Annotated in this window: 15 protein-coding genes; 4 read left to right on the plus strand and 11 right to left on the minus strand. The window is 71.9% G+C overall.

Translation table 11 applies throughout. The annotated features are described in order from the left end of the window. Positions 1 to 100: 100 nt before the first annotated feature. A complete protein-coding gene (locus tag IE267_RS27675; protein WP_308428856.1) occupies positions 101 to 2,551 on the minus strand; it encodes a LuxR C-terminal-related transcriptional regulator in 2,451 nt (816 codons plus the stop codon). A gap of 182 nt (positions 2,552 to 2,733) precedes the next feature. Here IE267_RS27675 and IE267_RS40305 point away from each other — a divergent pair, with 182 nt between their 5' ends. Together IE267_RS40305 and IE267_RS27680 are read left to right on the plus strand one after the other, a co-directional pair. Next, on the plus strand, positions 2,734 to 3,111 hold the full coding sequence (locus tag IE267_RS40305) for a hypothetical protein (RefSeq protein WP_308428857.1): 378 nt from the start codon (positions 2,734 to 2,736) through the stop codon (positions 3,109 to 3,111). Positions 3,112 to 3,319: 208 nt separating this feature from the next. After that, positions 3,320 to 4,393 (plus strand): isoafricanol synthase, encoded by a 1,074-nt coding sequence (locus IE267_RS27680; protein ID WP_167160053.1) that lies wholly within the window; start codon positions 3,320 to 3,322, stop codon positions 4,391 to 4,393. Positions 4,394 to 4,503: 110 nt separating this feature from the next. Here the strand turns inward: IE267_RS27680 and IE267_RS27685 are convergent, their stop codons facing one another. The 5 genes from IE267_RS27685 to IE267_RS27705 form a co-directional block, all read right to left on the minus strand. Beyond that, entirely contained in the window at positions 4,504 to 4,770 is a 267-nt protein-coding gene (locus IE267_RS27685) for a DUF397 domain-containing protein (RefSeq protein WP_373300102.1), read from the minus strand. Between the two features lie 107 nt (positions 4,771 to 4,877). Beyond that, a complete protein-coding gene (locus IE267_RS27690) occupies positions 4,878 to 6,044 on the minus strand; it encodes a thiolase family protein (protein ID WP_189765086.1) in 1,167 nt (388 codons plus the stop codon). Beyond that, entirely contained in the window at positions 6,041 to 7,102 is a 1,062-nt protein-coding gene (locus IE267_RS27695; RefSeq protein ID WP_189765087.1) for a thiolase family protein, read from the minus strand. Before IE267_RS27695 ends, IE267_RS27690 begins: the two co-directional genes overlap by 4 nt. Further along, on the minus strand, positions 7,102 to 8,091 hold the full coding sequence (locus IE267_RS27700; RefSeq protein ID WP_189765088.1) for a Zn-ribbon domain-containing OB-fold protein: 990 nt from the start codon (positions 8,089 to 8,091) through the stop codon (positions 7,102 to 7,104). Before IE267_RS27700 ends, IE267_RS27695 begins: the two co-directional genes overlap by 1 nt. Positions 8,092 to 8,410: 319 nt before the next feature. Beyond that, a complete protein-coding gene (locus IE267_RS27705) occupies positions 8,411 to 9,211 on the minus strand; it encodes a crotonase/enoyl-CoA hydratase family protein (RefSeq protein WP_167160045.1) in 801 nt (266 codons plus the stop codon). A gap of 167 nt (positions 9,212 to 9,378) precedes the next feature. On the opposite strand from IE267_RS27705, the gene IE267_RS27710 reads away from it, so the two are divergent. Further along, the gene (locus IE267_RS27710; protein WP_189765089.1) at positions 9,379 to 11,001 is read left to right on the plus strand and encodes an acyl-CoA synthetase; all 1,623 of its coding nucleotides are present in this window, start codon (positions 9,379 to 9,381) and stop codon (positions 10,999 to 11,001) included. On the opposite strand, the gene IE267_RS40485 is transcribed toward IE267_RS27710, so the two are convergent. Both IE267_RS40485 and IE267_RS40490 read right to left on the minus strand, forming a co-directional pair. Beyond that, positions 10,956 to 11,486 (minus strand): alpha/beta fold hydrolase, encoded by a 531-nt coding sequence (locus IE267_RS40485; RefSeq protein WP_373304601.1) that lies wholly within the window; start codon positions 11,484 to 11,486, stop codon positions 10,956 to 10,958. The two genes, IE267_RS27710 and IE267_RS40485, sit on opposite strands and share 46 nt — an antisense overlap. A gap of 102 nt (positions 11,487 to 11,588) precedes the next feature. After that, entirely contained in the window at positions 11,589 to 12,506 is a 918-nt protein-coding gene (locus IE267_RS40490) for an alpha/beta fold hydrolase (RefSeq protein WP_373304596.1), read from the minus strand. 223 nt (positions 12,507 to 12,729) lie between these two features. Here IE267_RS40490 and paaK point away from each other — a divergent pair, with 223 nt between their 5' ends. Beyond that, complete coding sequence (paaK, locus tag IE267_RS27720) at positions 12,730 to 14,022, plus strand: phenylacetate--CoA ligase PaaK (protein WP_189765090.1); 1,293 nt, start codon at positions 12,730 to 12,732, stop codon at positions 14,020 to 14,022. A 35-nt stretch (positions 14,023 to 14,057) separates the two neighbouring features. Here the strand turns inward: paaK and IE267_RS27725 are convergent, their stop codons facing one another. The 3 genes from IE267_RS27725 to IE267_RS27735 form a co-directional block, all read right to left on the minus strand. After that, positions 14,058 to 15,560 carry an acyl-CoA synthetase gene (locus tag IE267_RS27725; protein WP_189765091.1) on the minus strand — a complete coding sequence of 501 codons (1,503 nt, stop codon included), beginning with the start codon at positions 15,558 to 15,560 and terminating at the stop codon, positions 14,058 to 14,060. A 99-nt stretch (positions 15,561 to 15,659) separates the two neighbouring features. Continuing rightward, positions 15,660 to 17,210, minus strand: coding sequence for an acyl-CoA synthetase (locus IE267_RS27730; RefSeq protein ID WP_167160038.1), 1,551 nt, complete (start codon positions 17,208 to 17,210; stop codon positions 15,660 to 15,662). Beyond that, complete coding sequence (locus IE267_RS27735) at positions 17,207 to 18,316, minus strand: nitronate monooxygenase (RefSeq protein ID WP_167160036.1); 1,110 nt, start codon at positions 18,314 to 18,316, stop codon at positions 17,207 to 17,209. The genes IE267_RS27730 and IE267_RS27735 overlap by 4 nt, the downstream gene beginning before the upstream one ends. Positions 18,317 to 18,503 lie beyond the last annotated feature (187 nt).

The following is an 18,503-nucleotide window of genomic DNA, read 5'->3' on the forward strand; positions in this document are numbered from 1 at the left end:
TGCGGGTGGCCGTACTCCGCTCCCGCGGGCGGGGCGGCGTGCCACGGCCCCGGCTCCCCCGCTGGCGGGCGCTCGGGGGCCGGGGCCGTGCCGGGGTGCTTCAGAGGCCGGGCACTCCTCGGACTCCGGAGCCGCGGGACTGGTGGGGCAGCAGCCCGGCGAGTCCGTCGCGGTTGGTGCCGAGCTTGCGGAAGGCACCGGAGAGCAGGAGTTCCACGGTGCGCTCCTTGGTGCCGAGCTCCTCGGCGATGCGCCGGTTCTCCCAGCCCTGGGCGGCCCGCTCGGCCACGGCCTTCTCCTGGGAGGTCAGCGAGTCCGAGTCGACGGCCCGCAGCTGGAGCGGGCGGAGCCCGGAGGCGGCGAGTTCCTCACGGGCCCGGGCGGCCAGGGCGTCGGCCCCGCACAGGGCGGCGCTCTCCAGGCCGCGCATGAGCAGGTCGGCCGCGTCCTGCGGCAGACCGGCGCGGCTGAGCATCGCGCCGTGGTCGATCAGTGCCTGGGCCAGCTCGTAGGCGGCCGGAGACTTTTCGAGCTGCCGGACCGCCTCGGACATCAGGGCCAGGCTGTCGGCGCCGGAGGTCACCTTGGCCGCCGCGTGCAGGGCGCGGCCGACCGCACCCGGGGTGCCGAAGCGGCGGGCGATCTCGACGCCCTCCTGCGCGATCGCGGCGGCCTCGACGGGATCGGTGTGGGCGATCGTCTGGGCCAGGAGCGGGCGCCACGGGCACCACATCGGGTTGCGCATGCCGCGCGGCTCCAGCCTGCGGCCGACCGCGCGCAGCCGTTCCTCGGCATCCGTACGCAGTCCCCGGGCGATGAGGAGCTCGCTGTAGACGGTCTCGGAGTCCGGGTAGACGACGGCGTTGGGAACGACCTGGCCGTAGTTGTAGGCGTCGGAGAGTTCCTGCGCGTCCTGGACCCGGCCGCGGGCGAGCAGGATCTCGATGAGGATGCCGAGCGCGAACCACTGCGCGGGCACCTGATGGCCCACGCGGTCGGCGATCCGCAGTCCGCTGTGCACCAGGTCCTCGGCCTCGGAGAGCCGGCCGCGGTGGAACTTGATGTAGCCGAGCAGCGTCAGGCCGAAGGACAGGTGCGCGCCGCGCCAGCCCTTGCGTTCGCAGTCGGCGATGCCCTGGGTGAACAGTTCGTCGGCGCGGCCGGGCTGGTCGCAGTACATGAAGGTGAGCGCGACCAGGACCGGGACCTCGAAGCCCCAGTTGTCGTCGGTCCAGGAGAGCCCGCCCTCCAGGGCCTCCTCGGCGTAGCGCAGTGCCGTCTCGGCGGGTTCGCCGCGCACCATCGCGTCCCAGGCGCGCAGGCCGAGGATGTAGCGCTCGGCCTTGCCGCGCCCGGTGATGTGCTCGGCGAGCCGGGCCAGGCTGCGCGAGCGCGCCGGGGAGTCCTCCTCGTCGGCGCGGAAGGCGTTCCACTGGAAGCTCTCGGCCTGCATGCGCAGCCGTGTACGGGCGCTGCCGGAGTTCTTGGCCTCGGCGCCCACGATGGCGGCGGCCTCGCCCATCCGGTCCGTGTGGGCCAGCGCCTGGGCGAGCCGGTAGGTGACGGCTTCGCGCAGTTCCGGGGCGAGTTCGGGCTCTTCGAGGGCCGCCTTGAGGTGGTTGACGGTGGTGGCGGGCTCGTTCAGGAGCGCCGAGCAGCCGAGTTCGAAGAGGACTTCGGCGCGCTCCTCCAGGGCGGGTGGTTCGCGCAGGGCGCGGGCCAGACAGCGCCGGGCCGCGTCCGGGGCACCGGCCCGCAGGTAGTCGCGGGCGGCGGCCCGCAGCTGGCGCACCGCCCACCGGTCGTTCTCGGGGTGCATCTCCAGGATGTGCCGGGCCGCGGAGGTGGCGCCGAGTCCGGCCTCGCTGACGGCGAAGGCGGCCTGGCCGTGCATCGCGACGCGCATGGCGGACGGGATGGCGCGGTAGACCGCGGTGCCGACGAGCGGGTGGAAGAAGTCGAGCCGGTCCGGATGGTCGTCGCTCTGCTCGGCCAGGATGCGGGCGTCGCGGAGCTTGCCGATCGCGTCGGCCATCTCCTCCACGCCGAGTCCCGCGACTCCGGCGGCCATCTCCCGGCGTGCGTCGGTGCCGAGCACGGCGACGGCCCAGGTGAGCCGGAACGCGGAGGGGCCGAGCCGCTCCAGGCGTTCGATGAGGCCGTTGCCGCGTACGGCGGAGGCCAGTTCGCGCAGTTCGGTGGCGTTGGCGTACTGCGGTTTGATGCCGCGGTCGCGGATCCTCGCGACGAGCTCGACGGCTTCGTAGGGGTTGCCCGCGGTCAGGGCCCAGCATTCGCGTGCGAACAGTTCGTCGCCGCCTTCGCCGAGCACGTCGCGCACCAGGTCGCTGACGGCGGCCGGGGTGAACGGCGAGAGGTCCAGCGGGCGCGAGCCGTGCCGGGTGGCGAGCCGGCGGAACTCGGCCGCGTGGCGCGGAAGTTCCTCGGGCCGGTAGGCGACGACGATGAGCAGCGGCAGGTCGGCCGCGCGCAGCGCGAACGAGGTGAGCCAGGCCAGGGTCTCCTCGTCCGCCCAGTGTGCGTCGTCCACCACGAGCACCACGGGTGCGTACTGGACGGCGACACCACGGGTGCGTACTGGACGGCGAAGCGGGTGACGAGCCAGTCGAGGCCGTCCCGCACGCCTTGCGGATCGGGTGCCACCCCGCTCTTTCCGGCGACCAGGCCGACCGCCGGTGCGACGATGTCGTACCAACTCCCCAGTATCTTGCGGTGTTCTTCCTCGCTCGTCGCGGCGAGGACCGGCTGCACGAGCTGGCGTACGACGTGGAACGCGACGCCTTCCTCCTGCTCGCTGCCGCGTGCGGCCAGCAGGGTGCAGCCGCGGGCCGCGGCCTTTCGCCGGACCTCGGCCACCAGGGTGGTCTTGCCCAGGCCGGCCGATCCGGCGATGGCGAGCAGTCCGCCGTTGGGCGCGCTCCCCTCACCTGCCCGGCCGCACAGATCGTCCAACATGCTGTCGAACAGCAGCAGTTCTTCGTCGCGCTCAAAGAGCATCCGGCGCGGCACGCCGCCCCGGCCCTTCGTCTCCGCCACAGCGGTCCCCTTCTGGCAGTAGCACCGAGCCTACGCCCCGGATACGTACCGTGACATGAATACCCGACCTCCGTCTCCTCCTTGACTGTTTAAGTTGGCTGAATCCATGGGTGGTTGGCATCCAAATGTCCCGGTGGGGCGCCAGGAGGGGCCTCGTACGCCCCCCATGCGCTGTCGGACTCCGCCACCGCGCGACTGGCTTCGGGAGGCCCTCACCTTGATGATTGAACTACGTACGGAGCAGTGAAGGAGGCGGTGCCGCATGGGCAGCACTGGCAGGGTCCGGTCGGCCAGGATGCGGACCGGTCTCGTCGACATTCCCTTTCCGGCCCGCAGGCATCCCCGGGACGCCCTGGCCCGGCGCCACACGCTCGACTGGCTCTACGAGTTCGGCATGCTGGCCGGGGAGCAGGCCACGGCCGAGTACGACGCGATGGGCCTGGAGCGCCTGATGGCGTACTTCTATCCCGACGCCTCGGACGCGCATCTCGCACTGGCGACCGACCTCAACGCCTGGTTCTTCGTCTTCGACGACCAGTTCGACGGTCCGCTCGGGAAGCGCCCCGACGTGGTGCTGCGTCAGATCGACACGGTGTTGCGCACCATGAGTGACGAGGCTCCGGTGGCGGGCGAGACGACGAACCGGCTGGCCGAAAGTTTTCGTGATCTTTGGCAACGGGTCACCGCGGGCACGCCGTTACTGTGGCAGGACCGCTTCCGGGCGCACTGGCGCGAGTATCTGACGGCGTATCACTGGGAGGCGCTGAACCGCACCCGCAACGGCACCCTGTCGCTGCCCGGCTTCCTGCGCGGCCGCCGGGACTCCATAGGCGTGCAGCCCTGTCTGGACCTGGTGGAGCGCTGCGGCGGCTACACGCTGCCCCGGGAGCTCCACGGCGGGGTGCCGCTGGCCGAGATGCGGGAGATCACCGCCGATGTGGTCATCTTCGTCAACGACATGGTGTCCGTGGACAAGGAGCTGGCGGCGGGCGACGTCAACAACAGCGTGATCATCCTGATGCGGCAGGAGGCCTGCACCGTCGAACAGGCTCTGCGCCGGGTGGCCGTCATGGCCAACTCCCGCATCGCGCGCTTCCAGGAGCTGACCATCGAGCTCGCCGCCCAGCTCGACAAGACCGCGCTTCCCGAGCAGGTGCGGGCGAACGTGGACGACTACGTCGACGGCATGCGTGCCCTGATGAGCGGCAACCTGGCGTGGTCCCTGGAGACCGCGCGGTACGGCGAGGCGGGCATCGCCGCCGTCAGCGAGGGCCGTCAGCGGCCCTGGGCGCGGCTCTTCCCCGAGCAGGCCACGGAGGAGCGGGAAGGCGCCTAGCGTTCACCCGGCATATGAGAAGGGGGTGTTGAGGAGGCAACCGGCCTCCTCAACACCCCCTCCTGACACGAAGGCGCACCGGCGGGACCGGCAGCCGCGGGGCGCGGACGCTAGGTGAGGTCGAACTCGCCGTCGCGCGCGTTGATCACGAAGGCCCGCCATTCCGCGGGGCTGAAGATCAGCGACGGGCTGCCGGGGCTGCCGCTGTTGCGCATGGCGATGAAACCCTCGACGAAGGCGATCTGGACGTCCCCCGCCCCCTGACTGCTCGACTGCCACTCGGCCTGACTGAGGTCGAGCTCCGGCTTGTCCCAGCCGGAACGGGTGTGACCCGCAAGGGTCCGCAAGGTGTGCTGGGTTGTGCTGGTGTCAGCCACGTCCGTGCTCCTCCCCGGTTCTGTCGTTCGGGGCCACCCTAGCGATCGTCCGCGGGGACGGACAGGCCACGGAAGGAGTACCCGGGCCCGCCCGCCGCGAACGGGCCTCAGCCGGTGGGCGGTTCGGCGCCGACGAGCCACATCGCGAAGAACTGGGAGCCGCCGCCGTAGGCATGGCCGAGGGCCTTGCGGGCCCCGTCCACCTGGTGTTCGCCGGCCAGCCCGCGCACCTGGAGTGCCGCCTCGGCGAAGCGGATCATGCCGGAGGCTCCGATGGGATTGGTGGACAGCACCCCGCCCGACGGGTTCACGGGGAGGTCGCCGTCGAGTTCCGTGACGCCGGCCTCGGTGAGCTTCCACCCCTCGCCCTCGGCGGCGAAGCCCAGGTTCTCCAGCCACATCGGCTCGTACCAGGAGAACGGCACGTACATCTCGACCGCGTCGATCTCGCGCCGCGGGTCGGCGATCTTGGCCTGCCGGTACACGTCGGCCGCGCAGTCCTTGCCCGCCTGCGGGGAGACGAAGTCCTTGCCCGCGAACAGGGTCGGCTCGCTGCGCATCGCGCCGCCGTGCACCCAGGCGGGCGGGCGGGGCGAACGGGCCGCGCCCGCACGGTCGGTGAGGATCATCGCGCAGGCCCCGTCGGAGGACGGGCACGTCTCGGAGTAGCGGATCGGGTCCCACAGCATCGGGGAGGCCTGGACCTTCTCCAGGGTGATGTCGTGCTCGTGCAGATGCGCGTACGGGTTCTTCAGGGCGTTGCGCCGGTCCTTGTAAGCGACGAGGGAGCCCACCGTGTCGGGGGCGCCGGTGCGCCGCATGTACGCCCGGACGTGCGGGGCGAAGAAGCCCCCGGCCCCCGCGAGCAGCGGCTGCGTGAACGGGATCGGCAGGGACAGGCCCCACATGGCGTTGGACTCGGACTGCTTCTCGAAGGCGAGGGTGAGCACGGTCTGGTGCACCCGGGCGGCGACCAGGTTGGAGGCGACCAGCGCGGTCGAGCCGCCGACGGAGCCCGCGGTGTGCACCCGCAGCATCGGCTTGCCGACCGCGCCGAGCGCGTCGGCGAGGTAGAGCTCGGGCATCATGACGCCCTCGAAGAAGTCGGGCGCCTTGCCGATGACGACGGCGTCGATGTCCGACCAGCCCAACCCGGCGTCTTCCAGAGCCCGTTGGGCGGCCTCGCGGACGAGTCCCGCTATCGACACGTCGTGCCGGGCGGCCACGTGCTTGGTCTGGCCGACGCCGACGACGGCCACGGGTTCCTTGCTCATGACTCCCCCTCCAGGACGGCGACCAGGTTCTGCTGAAGGCAGGGGCCGGACGTGGCGTGCGCGAGTGCCCGGTCGGACTCGCCCCGGTGGATGCGGGCGGCGGCCTCGCCGAGCCGTACGAGGCCGGCCGCCATCACGGGGTTCGCGGCGAGCGCGCCGCCGGACGGGTTGACGGCGACGTCGTCGCCGAGCCGCAGCGCCTTGCGCAGGACGATCTCCTGCGAGGTGAACGGTGCGTGCAACTCGGCGGTGTCCACGGGTAGTTCGAAGGCGCCGGCCCGTTCGCCGGCGAGCCGGGTGGACGGCGAGTCGGTGAGGTCGCGCACGCCCAGGCCGTGCGCCTCGATGCGGTGGTCCATGCCGCGGATCCAGGCGGGCCGCGCGCACAGCTCGCGGGCCCGGTCGCCCGCGGCGAGGATCACCGCGGCGGCGCCGTCCCCGATGGGCGGGCAGTCCCCGGTACGCAACGGATGCACCACGTAGTCGCCCTGCGGGCGCGAACCCCGCACCTGCGCATGGGAGTTGGCGCTCGCGGCGTCCCGGCTGCGGGCCGCGACGGCGGCGAGCGCGGGCTCGTCGGTCTCCCCCGCGTCGATGAGGGCCTGGGCCTGGAGGGCGGCGAGTGCGACCGAGTCGGGCCACAGCGGCGCCACGTAGTACGGGTCGAGCTGGCGGGTGAGTACGTCGCGCACCTCGCCGGGAGAGGACTTCCCGTAGCCGTAGACGAGCGCGGTGTCGGCCTCCCCGGTGAGGATCTTCACCCAGGCCTCGTAGAGCGCCCAGGCGCCGTCCATCTCCACGTGGGACTCGGAGATCGGCGGCCAGGCGCCGACCCCGTCGAGCGCCATGGTGAAGGAGAAGGCGCGGCCCGCGAGGTAGTCGCTGGAGCCGGAGCAGGTGAAGCCGATGTCGCTGGTCTTCAGGCCGGTGGCGTCCAGGACCTGGTGCAGCACGGGCATGAGGAGCTCGACCTCGGACAGCTCGTCGGTGCGGCGCCGGTGGTCGCTCTGCGCGAACGCGACGATCGCCACGTCCCGGGCGGCGGGTGTGGGCGCCATCAGATCAGCTCCTTGTACGTCTCGTAGTCGGCGTCGGGTTCTCCGGTGGGCCGGTAGTGGTCGGGGTAGCGGCCGCCCTCGCTCCACACCGGCTCCACCCGCAGCCCCATCCGCACCTGGTCGTAGGGGATGCCGCCGATCCGCCCGTGCAGGGCGAGCCCCGCGCCGTCGAGCGCGATGTGGGCGTAGACGTAGGGCACTTCGATGTCGAGGTTCTTCGCCTTGATGTTCACGATGCAGTACGTGGTGACGGTCCCGGCGGGCCCGACCTCGACCCGCTCCTCGGTGGCGACCCCGCAGGTGGGGCAGGCGCCGCGCGGTGGCACGTACACCTTGCGGCAGGAGGGGCAGCGCTCGCCGACTGTCCGGCGGGCGGAGAGGCCGTTGATGTACGCGGACTGGGCGCGCCCCGGGCTGTAGGTGTAGTCGAGCCGCGCGGCCGCGACGATCCCGGTGACGGGATCGTCGAACCGGCCACTGTGCGCGGCGGGTTCACCTCCCGCCTCACGTGTTCCACCGGGTTCATCCGTTTCACCGGGTTCACCGGGTTCGAAGCAGGCGATGTCGGTGATGGCGCCGGTGCGTTCGGCGGCCCAGCGGACGCGGACGCGCATCCCGCTGTGCACGGCCTCGGGACCGGGCGCGTCCAGGGCGTGCAGGAGGGCGGTGTCGGCGCCGTCCAGTTGGACGAGCACCCACGCGAAGGGCCGGTCGAGGGGCTGGTCGCGGCGCGGGGCGGGATTCCAGGCCCAGGTGGTGACGGTGCCGGTGGCACCGACCTCGACGAGATCGCGGATCTCCTCGGCGGTGACGGGGTCGTACTCCACGGGCGGCACGAGAACACGCCCGTCCCCCGTACGCACCCCGAGCACGGTCCGCTCCCGCAGCCCCGTGAGGAAGGCGCTCTGGACCGGCCCCAGGGACCGGGTGAAGGGAAACTCGACAACAAGCGGCGCCCGCAACACCTCGGGCCCAGCAGAGCCAGCCATGATCCAACTCCTTAAGTACCGTCAATTACCGGGCCACTTGGAGCCCGTCGGGCGTTCGAGGCTCCGGGCCGCTCGCAGCCCCCTCCGGCTTACGGGGCCCCGGGCGGGCACCTGCATTCCGTCCGGCGTTCGAGGCTCCGGGCCACCTACGGCCTCTGACGTACGAGGCCCCTGGCGGCCACCCGCATTCCGTCGATCGATGGGGGCTCCGGGCCACCTGCGGCCCGTCCGGCGTTTCGAGGACGAGCGGCCTCGCAAGGCGAGCCGGGTCCGGGGCGGAGCCCCCGCGCCTCCTCTCCCGGAGGACGGGGGCGGGGGCTCAGGCCCGCCGGTATACGGCGGCCCGCTTCTCGGCGAACGCCAGCGCCCCCTCCTTCGCATCCGCCGTGGCGAACACCGGCCACCCGCGTTCGAGCTCGGCCGCCAGCCCGTCCGCCTCGCTCATGGACGCCGTGTCGTACACGGAGGCCTTGACCGCCTCGACGGCGAGCGGCCCGCACGCGTTGATCTGCTCCGCGATCTCCAGCGCCGCATCGAGCGCCGTCCCGTCCGGCACCACCCGCCCGATCAGCCCGATCCGGGCCGCCTCCTGCGCACCGTACGGCCGCCCCGTCAGCAGCATCTCCAGCGCGTGCGTGCGCGGAATCTGCCGCTGGAGGCGGACGGTCGAGCCCCCGATCGGGAAGAGCCCGCGCTTCACCTCGAAGAGCCCGAACGTCGCCCCGGCCCCCGCGACCCGGATGTCGGTGCCCTGGAGGATCTCGGTACCCCCGGCCACGCAGTACCCCTCGACGGCGGCGATCACGGGCTTGCGGGGCCGGTGGTGGCGCAGCATCGCCTTCCAGTGCAGATCGGGGTCGGCCTTGAGCCGGTCCCGGTACTGGTCCCCGGCCATGCCCTGCCCCGCCAGGGCCTTGAGGTCCATCCCGGCGCAGAAGTCACCGCCCGCGCCGGTGAGCACGACCGAGCGGATCGAGTCGTCCGCGTCGGCCTCCAGCCAGCCGTCGTAGAGCCCCACCAGCAAGGGAAGCGACAGCGCGTTCTTCGCCTCCGGCCGGTTCAGGGTGAGCACCAAGGTGGCGCCCTCGCGATGCGTCGTGAGGTGTTCCGTACCGCCCACAGCCGTCCTCCCGTCTCAAGACCTAGAACAGGTTGCAGTAGGGGCGGTGTCAGTTCAATAGTTTTCTGACACTCAGTCAGTTTTCTTCTGCGGCACCCCTTCCCTGTTGTGCGCGGCTTTGTTCTGATGACCCCCGAGTTCAGTCGGGGCCGGTGTCAGGAGGAATGGTGGAGTACAACCTTGCCGACCTGTTCGAGTCCGTCGTCGACGTGGTCCCGGACCGCGAAGCGCTCGTGTACATCGACCATCCCGGAACGGGCGCCGAACGCAGACTGACGTACCGTCAGCTGGACGAGGCGGCGAACCGGCTCGCGCACCACCTCATCGACGCGGGCCTGAAGCCCGGTGAACACCTGGGCCTGCACCTCTACAACGGCATCGAATACCTGCAGACCGTGCTCGCCGCGCTCAAGGCGCGGCTGGTGCCGGTCAACGTCAACTACCGCTATGTGGAAGAGGAGTTGGTCTATCTCTATCGGGACGCCGACCTCGCGGCCCTCGTCTTCGACGCCGAGTTCACCGAGCGGGTCGCGGGCGCACTGCCCCGCACGGAGAAGCTGCGGCACCTGGTCCGGGTCGGGGCCGCTCCCGACGGGGCCCCGGCCCTGGCCGCGACGGCGTTTGCCGAGGCGGAGGCCCGCGGCTCCGCCTCGCGGGGCTTCGCGGCGCGTTCGGCGGACGACCAGTTCATCATCTACACGGGCGGCACCACGGGGATGCCCAAGGGAGTGATGTGGCGTCAGGAGGACCTGTTCTTCGCCGGGTTGTTCGGCGGCGAACCGGCCGGTGAACCGGTGAAGCGCCCCGAGGAGCTGGCCGAACGGGTCGCCAAGAGCGGCTCGGGCCTCACCTTCTTTCCCGCTCCCCCGCTCATGCACGGCACCTCCACCCTGACCTCCTTCGTCGCCTTCAACTACGGCCAGCGGGTGGTCATCCACCGCAAGTACGTCCCCGCAGAGGTGCTCCGTACGATCGAGAGGGAGCGGGTCACCAGCGTCTCCCTGGTCGGTGACGCGATGCTGCGGCCCCTCGTCGACGCGCTGCACGGCCCGCTCCGGGGCACCGACATGTCCTCGCTGTTCAGCGTGTCATCGTCCGGCGCGATCATGTCCGAGACGGTGCGCGACCAGTTGCAGGCGCTGGTGCCGAACGCGCTGATCCTCAACAACTTCGGCTCGTCCGAGTCCGGCTCCAACGGCAAGGCCACGGACGACTCGGGCCCGGAGAAGGGCTTCCGGCTGGAGGTCAACGAGCGTACGCAGGTGGTCGATCCGGTGTCGTACGAGCCGGTCGCGGTCGGCGAGGTGGGGCGGCTCGCCCAGCGCGGGCACGTACCGCTGGGCTACTACAACGACCCGGCGAAGACCGCCGAGACCTTCTTCCAGAAGGGTGCCGAGCGGTGGGTGCTGCTCGGCGACATGGCGACCGTCGACGAGGACGGCATCGTCACGGTGCTCGGGCGGGGCTCGCAGTGCATCAACACCGGCGGCGAGAAGGTGTACCCGGAGGAGGTCGAGCAGGCCCTCAAGGCGCATCCCGATGTGTACGACGCGCTGGTGGCCGGGGTGCCGGACGCCAAGTGGGGCAGCCACGTGGCGGCGGTGGTCCAGGTTCGCGCCGGGGCGGCCGCGCCGACGCTCGAAGGGATACAGGCCCACTGCCGCACCCGCCTGGCCGGCTACAAGGTGCCCCGGCAGCTGGTGATCGCCCCCAGCATCCAGCGCTCCCCCAGCGGCAAGGCGGACTACCGCTGGGCGCGCTCGGTCGCCGCCGAGGCCGACGGCACCTGATCGGACGGCAGGGACGGCAGGGACGGCAGGGACGGCAGCCGACCGGAGCCGTGCGTCCGGCCGATACCGAACTCCCCGAGTGCGGACAGGAATTGTTCGGGCCGATCGGTGTGCACGAGGTGGCCGGCGCCGATGGTGACGAGGCGGGCGTCCGGTATCCGCGAGGCCATCCAGGCCGGCGTCTTCTGGTCGACGTGGCCGGCCCGGCCGCCCGCGACGACCAGTGTGGGCGTGGCGATGGCGGCGAACCGGCCGCGCCAGGCCGGGTCGGGGTCGTTCAGCTGGGCGTCGGTGGCCTCGATGACGGTCAAGTCGAAGCCCGGCGCCCGCCCGGGGCGCTCGGCGGGGCCGCGCGGCGGGTCGAGCGGGAAGAACGGCGGAGTCTCCTCCAGCACGAGCCTGCCGATGAGGCCTAGCGCCTCCTCGGCGAGCAGCGCCGCGGCCGCGCCACCCATGGAGTGGCCGACCAAGTCGGCGCCGGTCAGGCCGAGTTCGGTGGTCGCGTGCGTACGCCCGGTGGGCGGCCGCGAGGCGTTCGGCGATGTGGTCCCAGTCGCGGCTGTCGCAGCCCCGGTCGTGCACGAGGATCACGGGCGGTGCGGTCCGCGGGCCGCGCACCCGCTGGGCGAGCCGGACACCATCGACGACGACGTGCGCACTTCCGGGTCGAGGAAGGCGGCGACCGTACGCACGAAGGCCTCCGGGTCGTCGACCCACGGGGAGTGCCCGGCGCCCCGCTGCACGACGAGTTCGGCGTCCGGGAGGAGGGCGGCCAGTTCGGCAGCGCGCGCCGGGGTCGGTCCGCCGTCGTACTCGCCCGCGATCACCAGGACGGGCGCGGCAAGCCCCGCGAGGGCGGCGACGGTGGCCGCCGGGTCGAAGGCGCCGTCCGCGTAGTAGGCGCCCGCCAAGGCCTGGTTCCGCACGGCTCGGGTGAGGGCCTCGTGCCGCTGGGCCGCCGCATCCCACCGCCCGTAGGCGAAGGGCCTGATGGCGTCGAGGACCTCGCCCCAAGAGGCCTCCTTCGCCCACAGTCGCTCGAAGGCCGCCCGCCCCTCCTCGTACCAGGGCTCGCCCGCCCGCAGGGCGACGGCCGCCCGCCAGTCGTCCTCCGTCACCTCGATGCCCACGGCGCGGACGCCGGGCGCGACCAGGGTCAGCGAGCGGACCCGGTCGGGGTGGCGGGCGGCGTACAGGAGCGCGAGGTTCCCGGAGGCGGAGTGGGCGAGCAGATCGAGGCGGTCGAGGCCGAGGTGGACGCGCAGCGCCTCCACATCGGCCACCTGACGGTCGCAGCGGAAGGACGCCGGGTCGTCCGGCGCGTCCGAGTCCCCCGTGCCCCGGGGGTCGGGCAGCACCAGCCGACGCTGCGCGGTGAGCCCGCCCAGGTCCCCGAGGTAGGCGGAGGCGCCCATCGGGCCGCCCGGCAGACAGATCAGCGGCCGGCCGTCGCCGCGCAGGCGGTAGGCGATCCGGGTTCCGTCGTACGTCGTGAACTTCGGCATGCGGCCGATCCTCACAGCCGCCCTGCGCGCCCGGCAATCCCGTTTCGCCCACGGCACGATCATGAACGGCCGCCCCCGCCCAGGCGGGGCGCTCCGACTTGTCCACAGGCCTTGACGGACCCCTCGGGCTGCTGAATTACTGATCCAACACAGATCGACCGAATGATCGGTCGTCCGATTTCGTCGCCCCTTCCCCGGGCGGAGCGAGGACGGGAGCGCACCCATGGCACCTGAGCTGGACGCGGGCGAGCGGCTGAGCCGCCCGGAGCTGGAGGCCCTGCAGCTCGACCGGTTGCGCGCCTCGCTGCGTCACGCCTACGAGCACGTCGGGTTCTACCGGGAGGCCTTCGACAAGGCCGGGGTGCACCCGCAGGACTGCGTCTCGCTCGCCGATCTCGCGCGCTTCCCCTTCACCGCCAAGTCCGATCTTCGCGACCACTACCCGTTCGGCATGTTTGCGGTCCCCGAGACCGACATCCGGCGCATCCACGCCTCCAGCGGCACGACGGGCCGCCCGACCGTCGTCGGCTACACCCAGCGGGATCTGGACACCTGGGCGGACGTGGTGGCCCGCTCGATCCGCGCGGCGGGCGGCAGGCCGGGCCACAAGGTCCATGTGGCCTACGGGTACGGCCTGTTCACCGGCGGTCTGGGTGCGCACTACGGGGCCGAGCGGCTCGGCTGCACGGTGATCCCGGCCTCCGGTGGCATGACGGCGCGTCAGGTGCAGCTGATCCAGGACTTCCGTCCGGAGATCATCATGGTGACCCCGTCCTACATGCTCACGCTGCTCGACGAGTTCGAGCGGCAGGGCGTCGACCCCCGCAGCACCTCGCTCAAGGTGGGCATCTTCGGCGCGGAGCCGTGGACGCAGGAGATGCGCACCGAGATCGAGGAGCGGTTCGCGATCGACGCGGTCGACATCTACGGCCTGTCGGAGGTCATGGGCCCGGGCGTCGCGCAGGAGTGCGTGGAGACCAAGGACGGGCTGCACATCTGGGAGGACCACTTCTACCCGGAGGTGGTGGACCCGCTGACCGGCGCGGTGCTGCCGGAGGGCGAGCGCGGCGAGCTGGTCTTCACCTCGCTCACCAAGGAGGCGATGCCGGTGATCCGCTACCGGACCAGGGATCTGACCCGGCTGCTGCCCGGTACGGCGCGGGTGTTCCGGCGGATGGAGAAGGTGACCGGGCGCAGTGACGACCTGGTGATCCTGCGCGGGGTGAACCTCTTCCCCACCCAGATCGAGGAGATCGTGCTGCGCACGCCCGGCCTCGCCCCGCACTTCCAGCTGCGCCTGACCCGCCAGGGCCGGCTCGACGCGCTGACGGTACGCGTGGAGGCCCGGGCGGACACCACCGCGGAGCGGCGCGAGGACGCCGCCCGCTCGATCGTCGCGGCGGTCAAGGACGGGATCGGCGTCTCCGTGGCGGTGGAGATCGTCGACCCCGAGACCATCGAACGCTCGGTGGGCAAGTTCAAGCGCATCGTCGACCTGCGGGAGCCGCGCGGCTGACAACCGGTGCTGCCCCGGCCCGGCATGACGGGTGTTCAGGCGAATCGGTCACGCAGTTCGCGCTTGAGGATCTTGCCGCTTGCGTTGCGCGGCAGCCCGTCCACGAACAGGACCCGCTTGGGCGCCTTGAAGTGGGCGAGCAACTCCCGCGCATGGTCGATGAGTTGGGCCTCGGTGACCGATCCCTGCGTACCCTCGCGCCGTACGACGAACGCGGTGACCGCCTCGATCCAGCGCTCGTCGGGCAGCCCCACCACGGCGGCCTCGGCGACCGCGGGATGGGTGTAGAGGGCGTCCTCGACCTGGCGCGAGGCGATCAGGACGCCCCCGGAGTTGATGACGTCCTTCACCCGGTCGACGACGGTGAAGTACCCCTCGTCGTCGCGCACCGCGAGGTCACCCGAGTGGAACCAGCCGTCGCGGAAGGCGTCCGCGGTCTCGGCCGGCTTGTCCCAGTAGCCCTCGCACAACTGCGGTGAGCGGTACACCACTTCGCCGGCCGTCCCGTCGGGCACCTCCTTGCCGCTCTCGCCCACGACCTTCGCCTCGACGAAGAGGACGGGCCGCCCGCACGAGTCGAGCCGCCCCTCGTGCTCCTCGGGCCCGAGCACGGTGGCCAGCGGCCCGATCTCGCTCTGTCCGAAGCAGTTGTAGAAAGCGAGCCCCGGCAACCGGGCGCGCAGCCGCTCCAGGACCGGCACCGGCATGATCGAGGCCCCGTAGTAGGCCTTGCGCAGGCCGCTCAAGTCGCCGGTGGCGAAGGCGGGGTGGGCCGCGAGGGCGATCCACACCGTGGGCGGCGCGAACAGCGAGTCGGCGCGGCCCTCGGCCACGAGGCCGAGGATGCGGCCGGGGTCCGGCGCGTCCAGGATCGTGTTCTCGGCACCCACCGCGAGATAGGGCAGCAGGAAGACGTGCATCTGCGCCGAGTGGTAGAGCGGCAGCGCGTGCACGGGCCGGTCCGAGCCGCGCAGGTCGAGGGCCGTGATGGCGGAGACGTACTCGTGGACGAGGGCGCGGTGGGTCATCATCGCGCCCTTGGGCAGCGCGGTGGTGCCCGAGGTGTAGAGCAGCTGGACCAGATCGTCCCCCCGGCTCGCGCAGGCGTACGGGCGCGGCTCGGCGAGGGCCGCGAGCAGCGAGTCGCCGGCGTCGCGCAGTGCCCGCACGGCGAAGCCGGCGGGCACCTGCCCGGCGAGCGCGGGGTCGGCGAGGACGAGGGCGGCGCCGGACTGCTCCAGGACGTACGTCAGGTCGGCTCCGGTGAGGTGCTGGTTGACCGGCACGTGGATCAGCCCGGCGCGGGCGCAGCCGAGGAACGCGATCAGGTAGGCGTCCGAGTTGTGTCCGTAGGCGGCGACCCGGTCGCCCTTGGTCAGACCCAGGCCGGTCAGGAAGGCGGCCGCCGTGGAGACCGCCGCATCCAGTTCGGCATGGCTCCAGGTGCGGTCCCCGTACCGCAGGGCGGTCCTGTGCGGGGTGCGGCGGGCGCTGCGGCGCACGATGCCGTCGACGGTGCTGCTGCGTAGCTCGTCCATGGCGAGATCCTGGGCGGCCCGGCGGGCGGGGTCAACCGTCCGGGCGGGTGAGCCCGTTGGAGCCCGGTGCCGGCGGTGCCGGCACCGGGCTCCAACGGGTCACATCGCGCGCTCGTGGCCCTCCCAGTACGGCTCGCGCAGCCTTCGCTTGTAGAGCTTGCCGTTCGGGTCGCGCGGCATCGCCTCGATGAAGTCGACGGTCCTGGGCCGCTTGTACGCGGCCAGCCGGCCCTCGCAGTGGGCGAGTATCGCGGCGGCGAGGTCATCGCCCGCCGCGAAGCCCTCGGCCACCTCCACGACGGCCTTGACCTCCTCGCCCCAGTCGGCGTGCGGGATGCCGAAGGCGGCGGCGTCCGCGACGGCCGGGTGGACGAGGAGCGCGGCCTCGATCTCGGCGGGGTAGATGTTGACGCCGCCCGAGATGATCATGTCGATCTTGCGGTCGCGCAGGAAGAGGTAGCCGTCCTCGTCCAGATAGCCGAGGTCGCCGACGGTGAAGAAGTCGCCGATGCGGTTCTTGCGCGTCTTGGTCTCGTCCTTGTGGTAGCTGAAGCCGCCGGTCGACATCTTCATGTAGACCGTGCCGAGCTCACCCGCCGGCAGCCGCTCGCCGTCGTCGTCGAAGACGGCCAACTCGCTGATGGGCCAGGCCTTTCCGACCGTTCCGGGCTTCTTCAGCCAGTCCTCGGCGGTGGCGAAGGCGCCGCCGCCCTCGCTGGCCGCGTAGTACTCCTCGACACAGGTCCCCCACCACTCGATCATGGCGCGCTTGACGTGGTCGGGACAGGGGGCCGCACCGTGGATGGCGTGCCGCATCGAGGACACGTCGTAGCGTTCCCGCACCTCGGCGGGCAGCGAGAGCAGCCGGTGGAACTGGGTCGGCACCATGTGCGTGTGGGTGCAGGCCTGTTGGTCGATGAGCCGCAGCATCTCCTGGGGTGTCCACTTGTCCATGAGGACGATGCGGTGCCCGATGTGCAGGGAGGCGCCCGCGAACTGGAGGACCGCCGTGTGGTAGAGCGGCGAGCACACCAGGTGGACGTTGTCGTCGAACGGCTTGATGCCGAAGATGCCGAGGAACCCGCCGAGATACGTCTCCTCGGGCAGCTTGCCGGGCAGGGGGCGCCGGATGCCGCGCGGGCGTCCGGTGGTGCCGGAGGTGTAGTTCATGACCCAGCCGAGGGTGCGCTCCTCCGGCACCGACTCGGGCCGCCCGTCCAGGAGTTGGGCGTACGAAGAGAAGCCCGGGACCGCGCCGACGGCATAGCGGCGGGAGGCGGGCAGCTTCGCCTCGTCGGCCGCGGCGGTGGCCGCCGCGGCGAACCGTTCGTGCGCGATGAGGACCTTGGCGCCGGAGTCCGCGACGATCCAGGCGATCTCGGGCCCGACCAGATGGTGGTTGACGGGAACGAGGTAGAACCCGGCCTGGGAGGCGGCGAGGTAGGCGGTGAAGAACTCGACCCCGTTGGGCAGCACCACGGCGAACGCGTCACCGCGTTCGAGGCCCGCGGCCCGCAGGCCGTGGACGAGTTGGTTGACGGCTCCGTGCAGCCGGCCCGCGGTCCACTCCTCGCCGTCCGGGGCGATGAGGACGGGGCGGTCGGGGTCGGCGGTGGCCTGGGCCCAGAATCCGTTGGGCGGCTGGTTCATCGGGCGTCCCTCCCGGCGATGCGGTTGATGCGGTCGACGGCGCGCTCGAACCCGCGCGTCAGCTCGTCGAAGGTCTCCTGGACTCCGCGCTCGGCGGTCATCTTCCCCACGATCTGCCCGACCGGAGTGCCGAGCAGCGGCTTGACCTCGTACTTCTGGATGCGCGAGACGGCCTCGGCGACGAGCAGGCCCTGCAGCGGCATGGGCAGGGTGCCGGGTCCGGCCGGGTCGTCCCAGGCGTCGGTCCACTCGGTGCGCAGCTGGCGGGCGGGTTTGCCGGTCAGGGCGCGGGAGCGGACGGTGTCGCCGGAGCCGGCCGCGAGGAGCTTGTCGGTCAGGGCGCGGGAGTGCAGTTCGGCCTCGGTGGTGGTGAGCCACAGGGAGCCGAGCCAGACGCCCTGGGCGCCGAGCGCGAGCCCGGCGGCGATCTGCTCGCCGCTGCCGATGCCGCCGGCCGCGAGCACGGGCAGCGGGCCGACCGCCTCGACGACTTCGGGGACGAGCACCATGGTGGCGATCTCCCCGGTGTGGCCGCCCGCCTCGTAACCCTGGGCCACGACGACGTCGATGCCCGCCTCGGCGTGGTGGCGGGCGTGGCGGGCACTGCCCGCGAGCGCGGCGACGAGCACGCCCCGGTCGTGGGCGCGCCGCACGACATCGGCGGGCGGCGAGCCGAGGGCGTTGGCGAGCAGCTTGATCGGATACCCGAAGGCGACGTCGAGCTGGCTGCGGGCCACCTGCTCCATCCAGCCCGTGATGCGCCAGCCCGAGGCCTCGCCCTCCGCGAGTTCGGGCACGCCGTGCTTGGCGAGGGTGTCCCGCACGAACTGGCGGTGCCCCTCGGGGATCATGGCCTCGATCTCGGCCTCGCCGACGCCTTCGACCTTCTGGGCGGGCATCACCACGTCGAGGCCGTAGGGCAGTCCGTCGGTGTGCTCCTGCATCCAGTCGAGGTCCCGCGCGAGGTCGTCGGGTGCCGTGTAGCGGACCGCGCCGAGCACACCGAATCCGCCGGCCCGGGTGATGGCGGCGGCCACCGCCGGGAACGGCGTGAAGCCGAAGACGGCGTGCTCGACTCCCAGTTTCTTGCTCAGCTCCGTCTGCATGGGGCGCAGGATGCCGCAGCCGGGGCGACGAAGGAAGAGGTTTTCTGATGCAGCGTCAGTTTGTTTGCGCCGCTCGGCGGGCGGCGGGCCCGATCATTGACACGCGCAACACCGGGGAAGAAAGTTTCCCGGGCACGACGTGATCACGAAAGATACTTTCACCGCGTCGGACGGGTGCGTCGAGAAA

Source organism: Streptomyces xanthochromogenes, from assembly GCF_014650455.1.
Classification (GTDB): Bacteria; Actinomycetota; Actinomycetes; order Streptomycetales; family Streptomycetaceae; genus Streptomyces; species Streptomyces xanthochromogenes.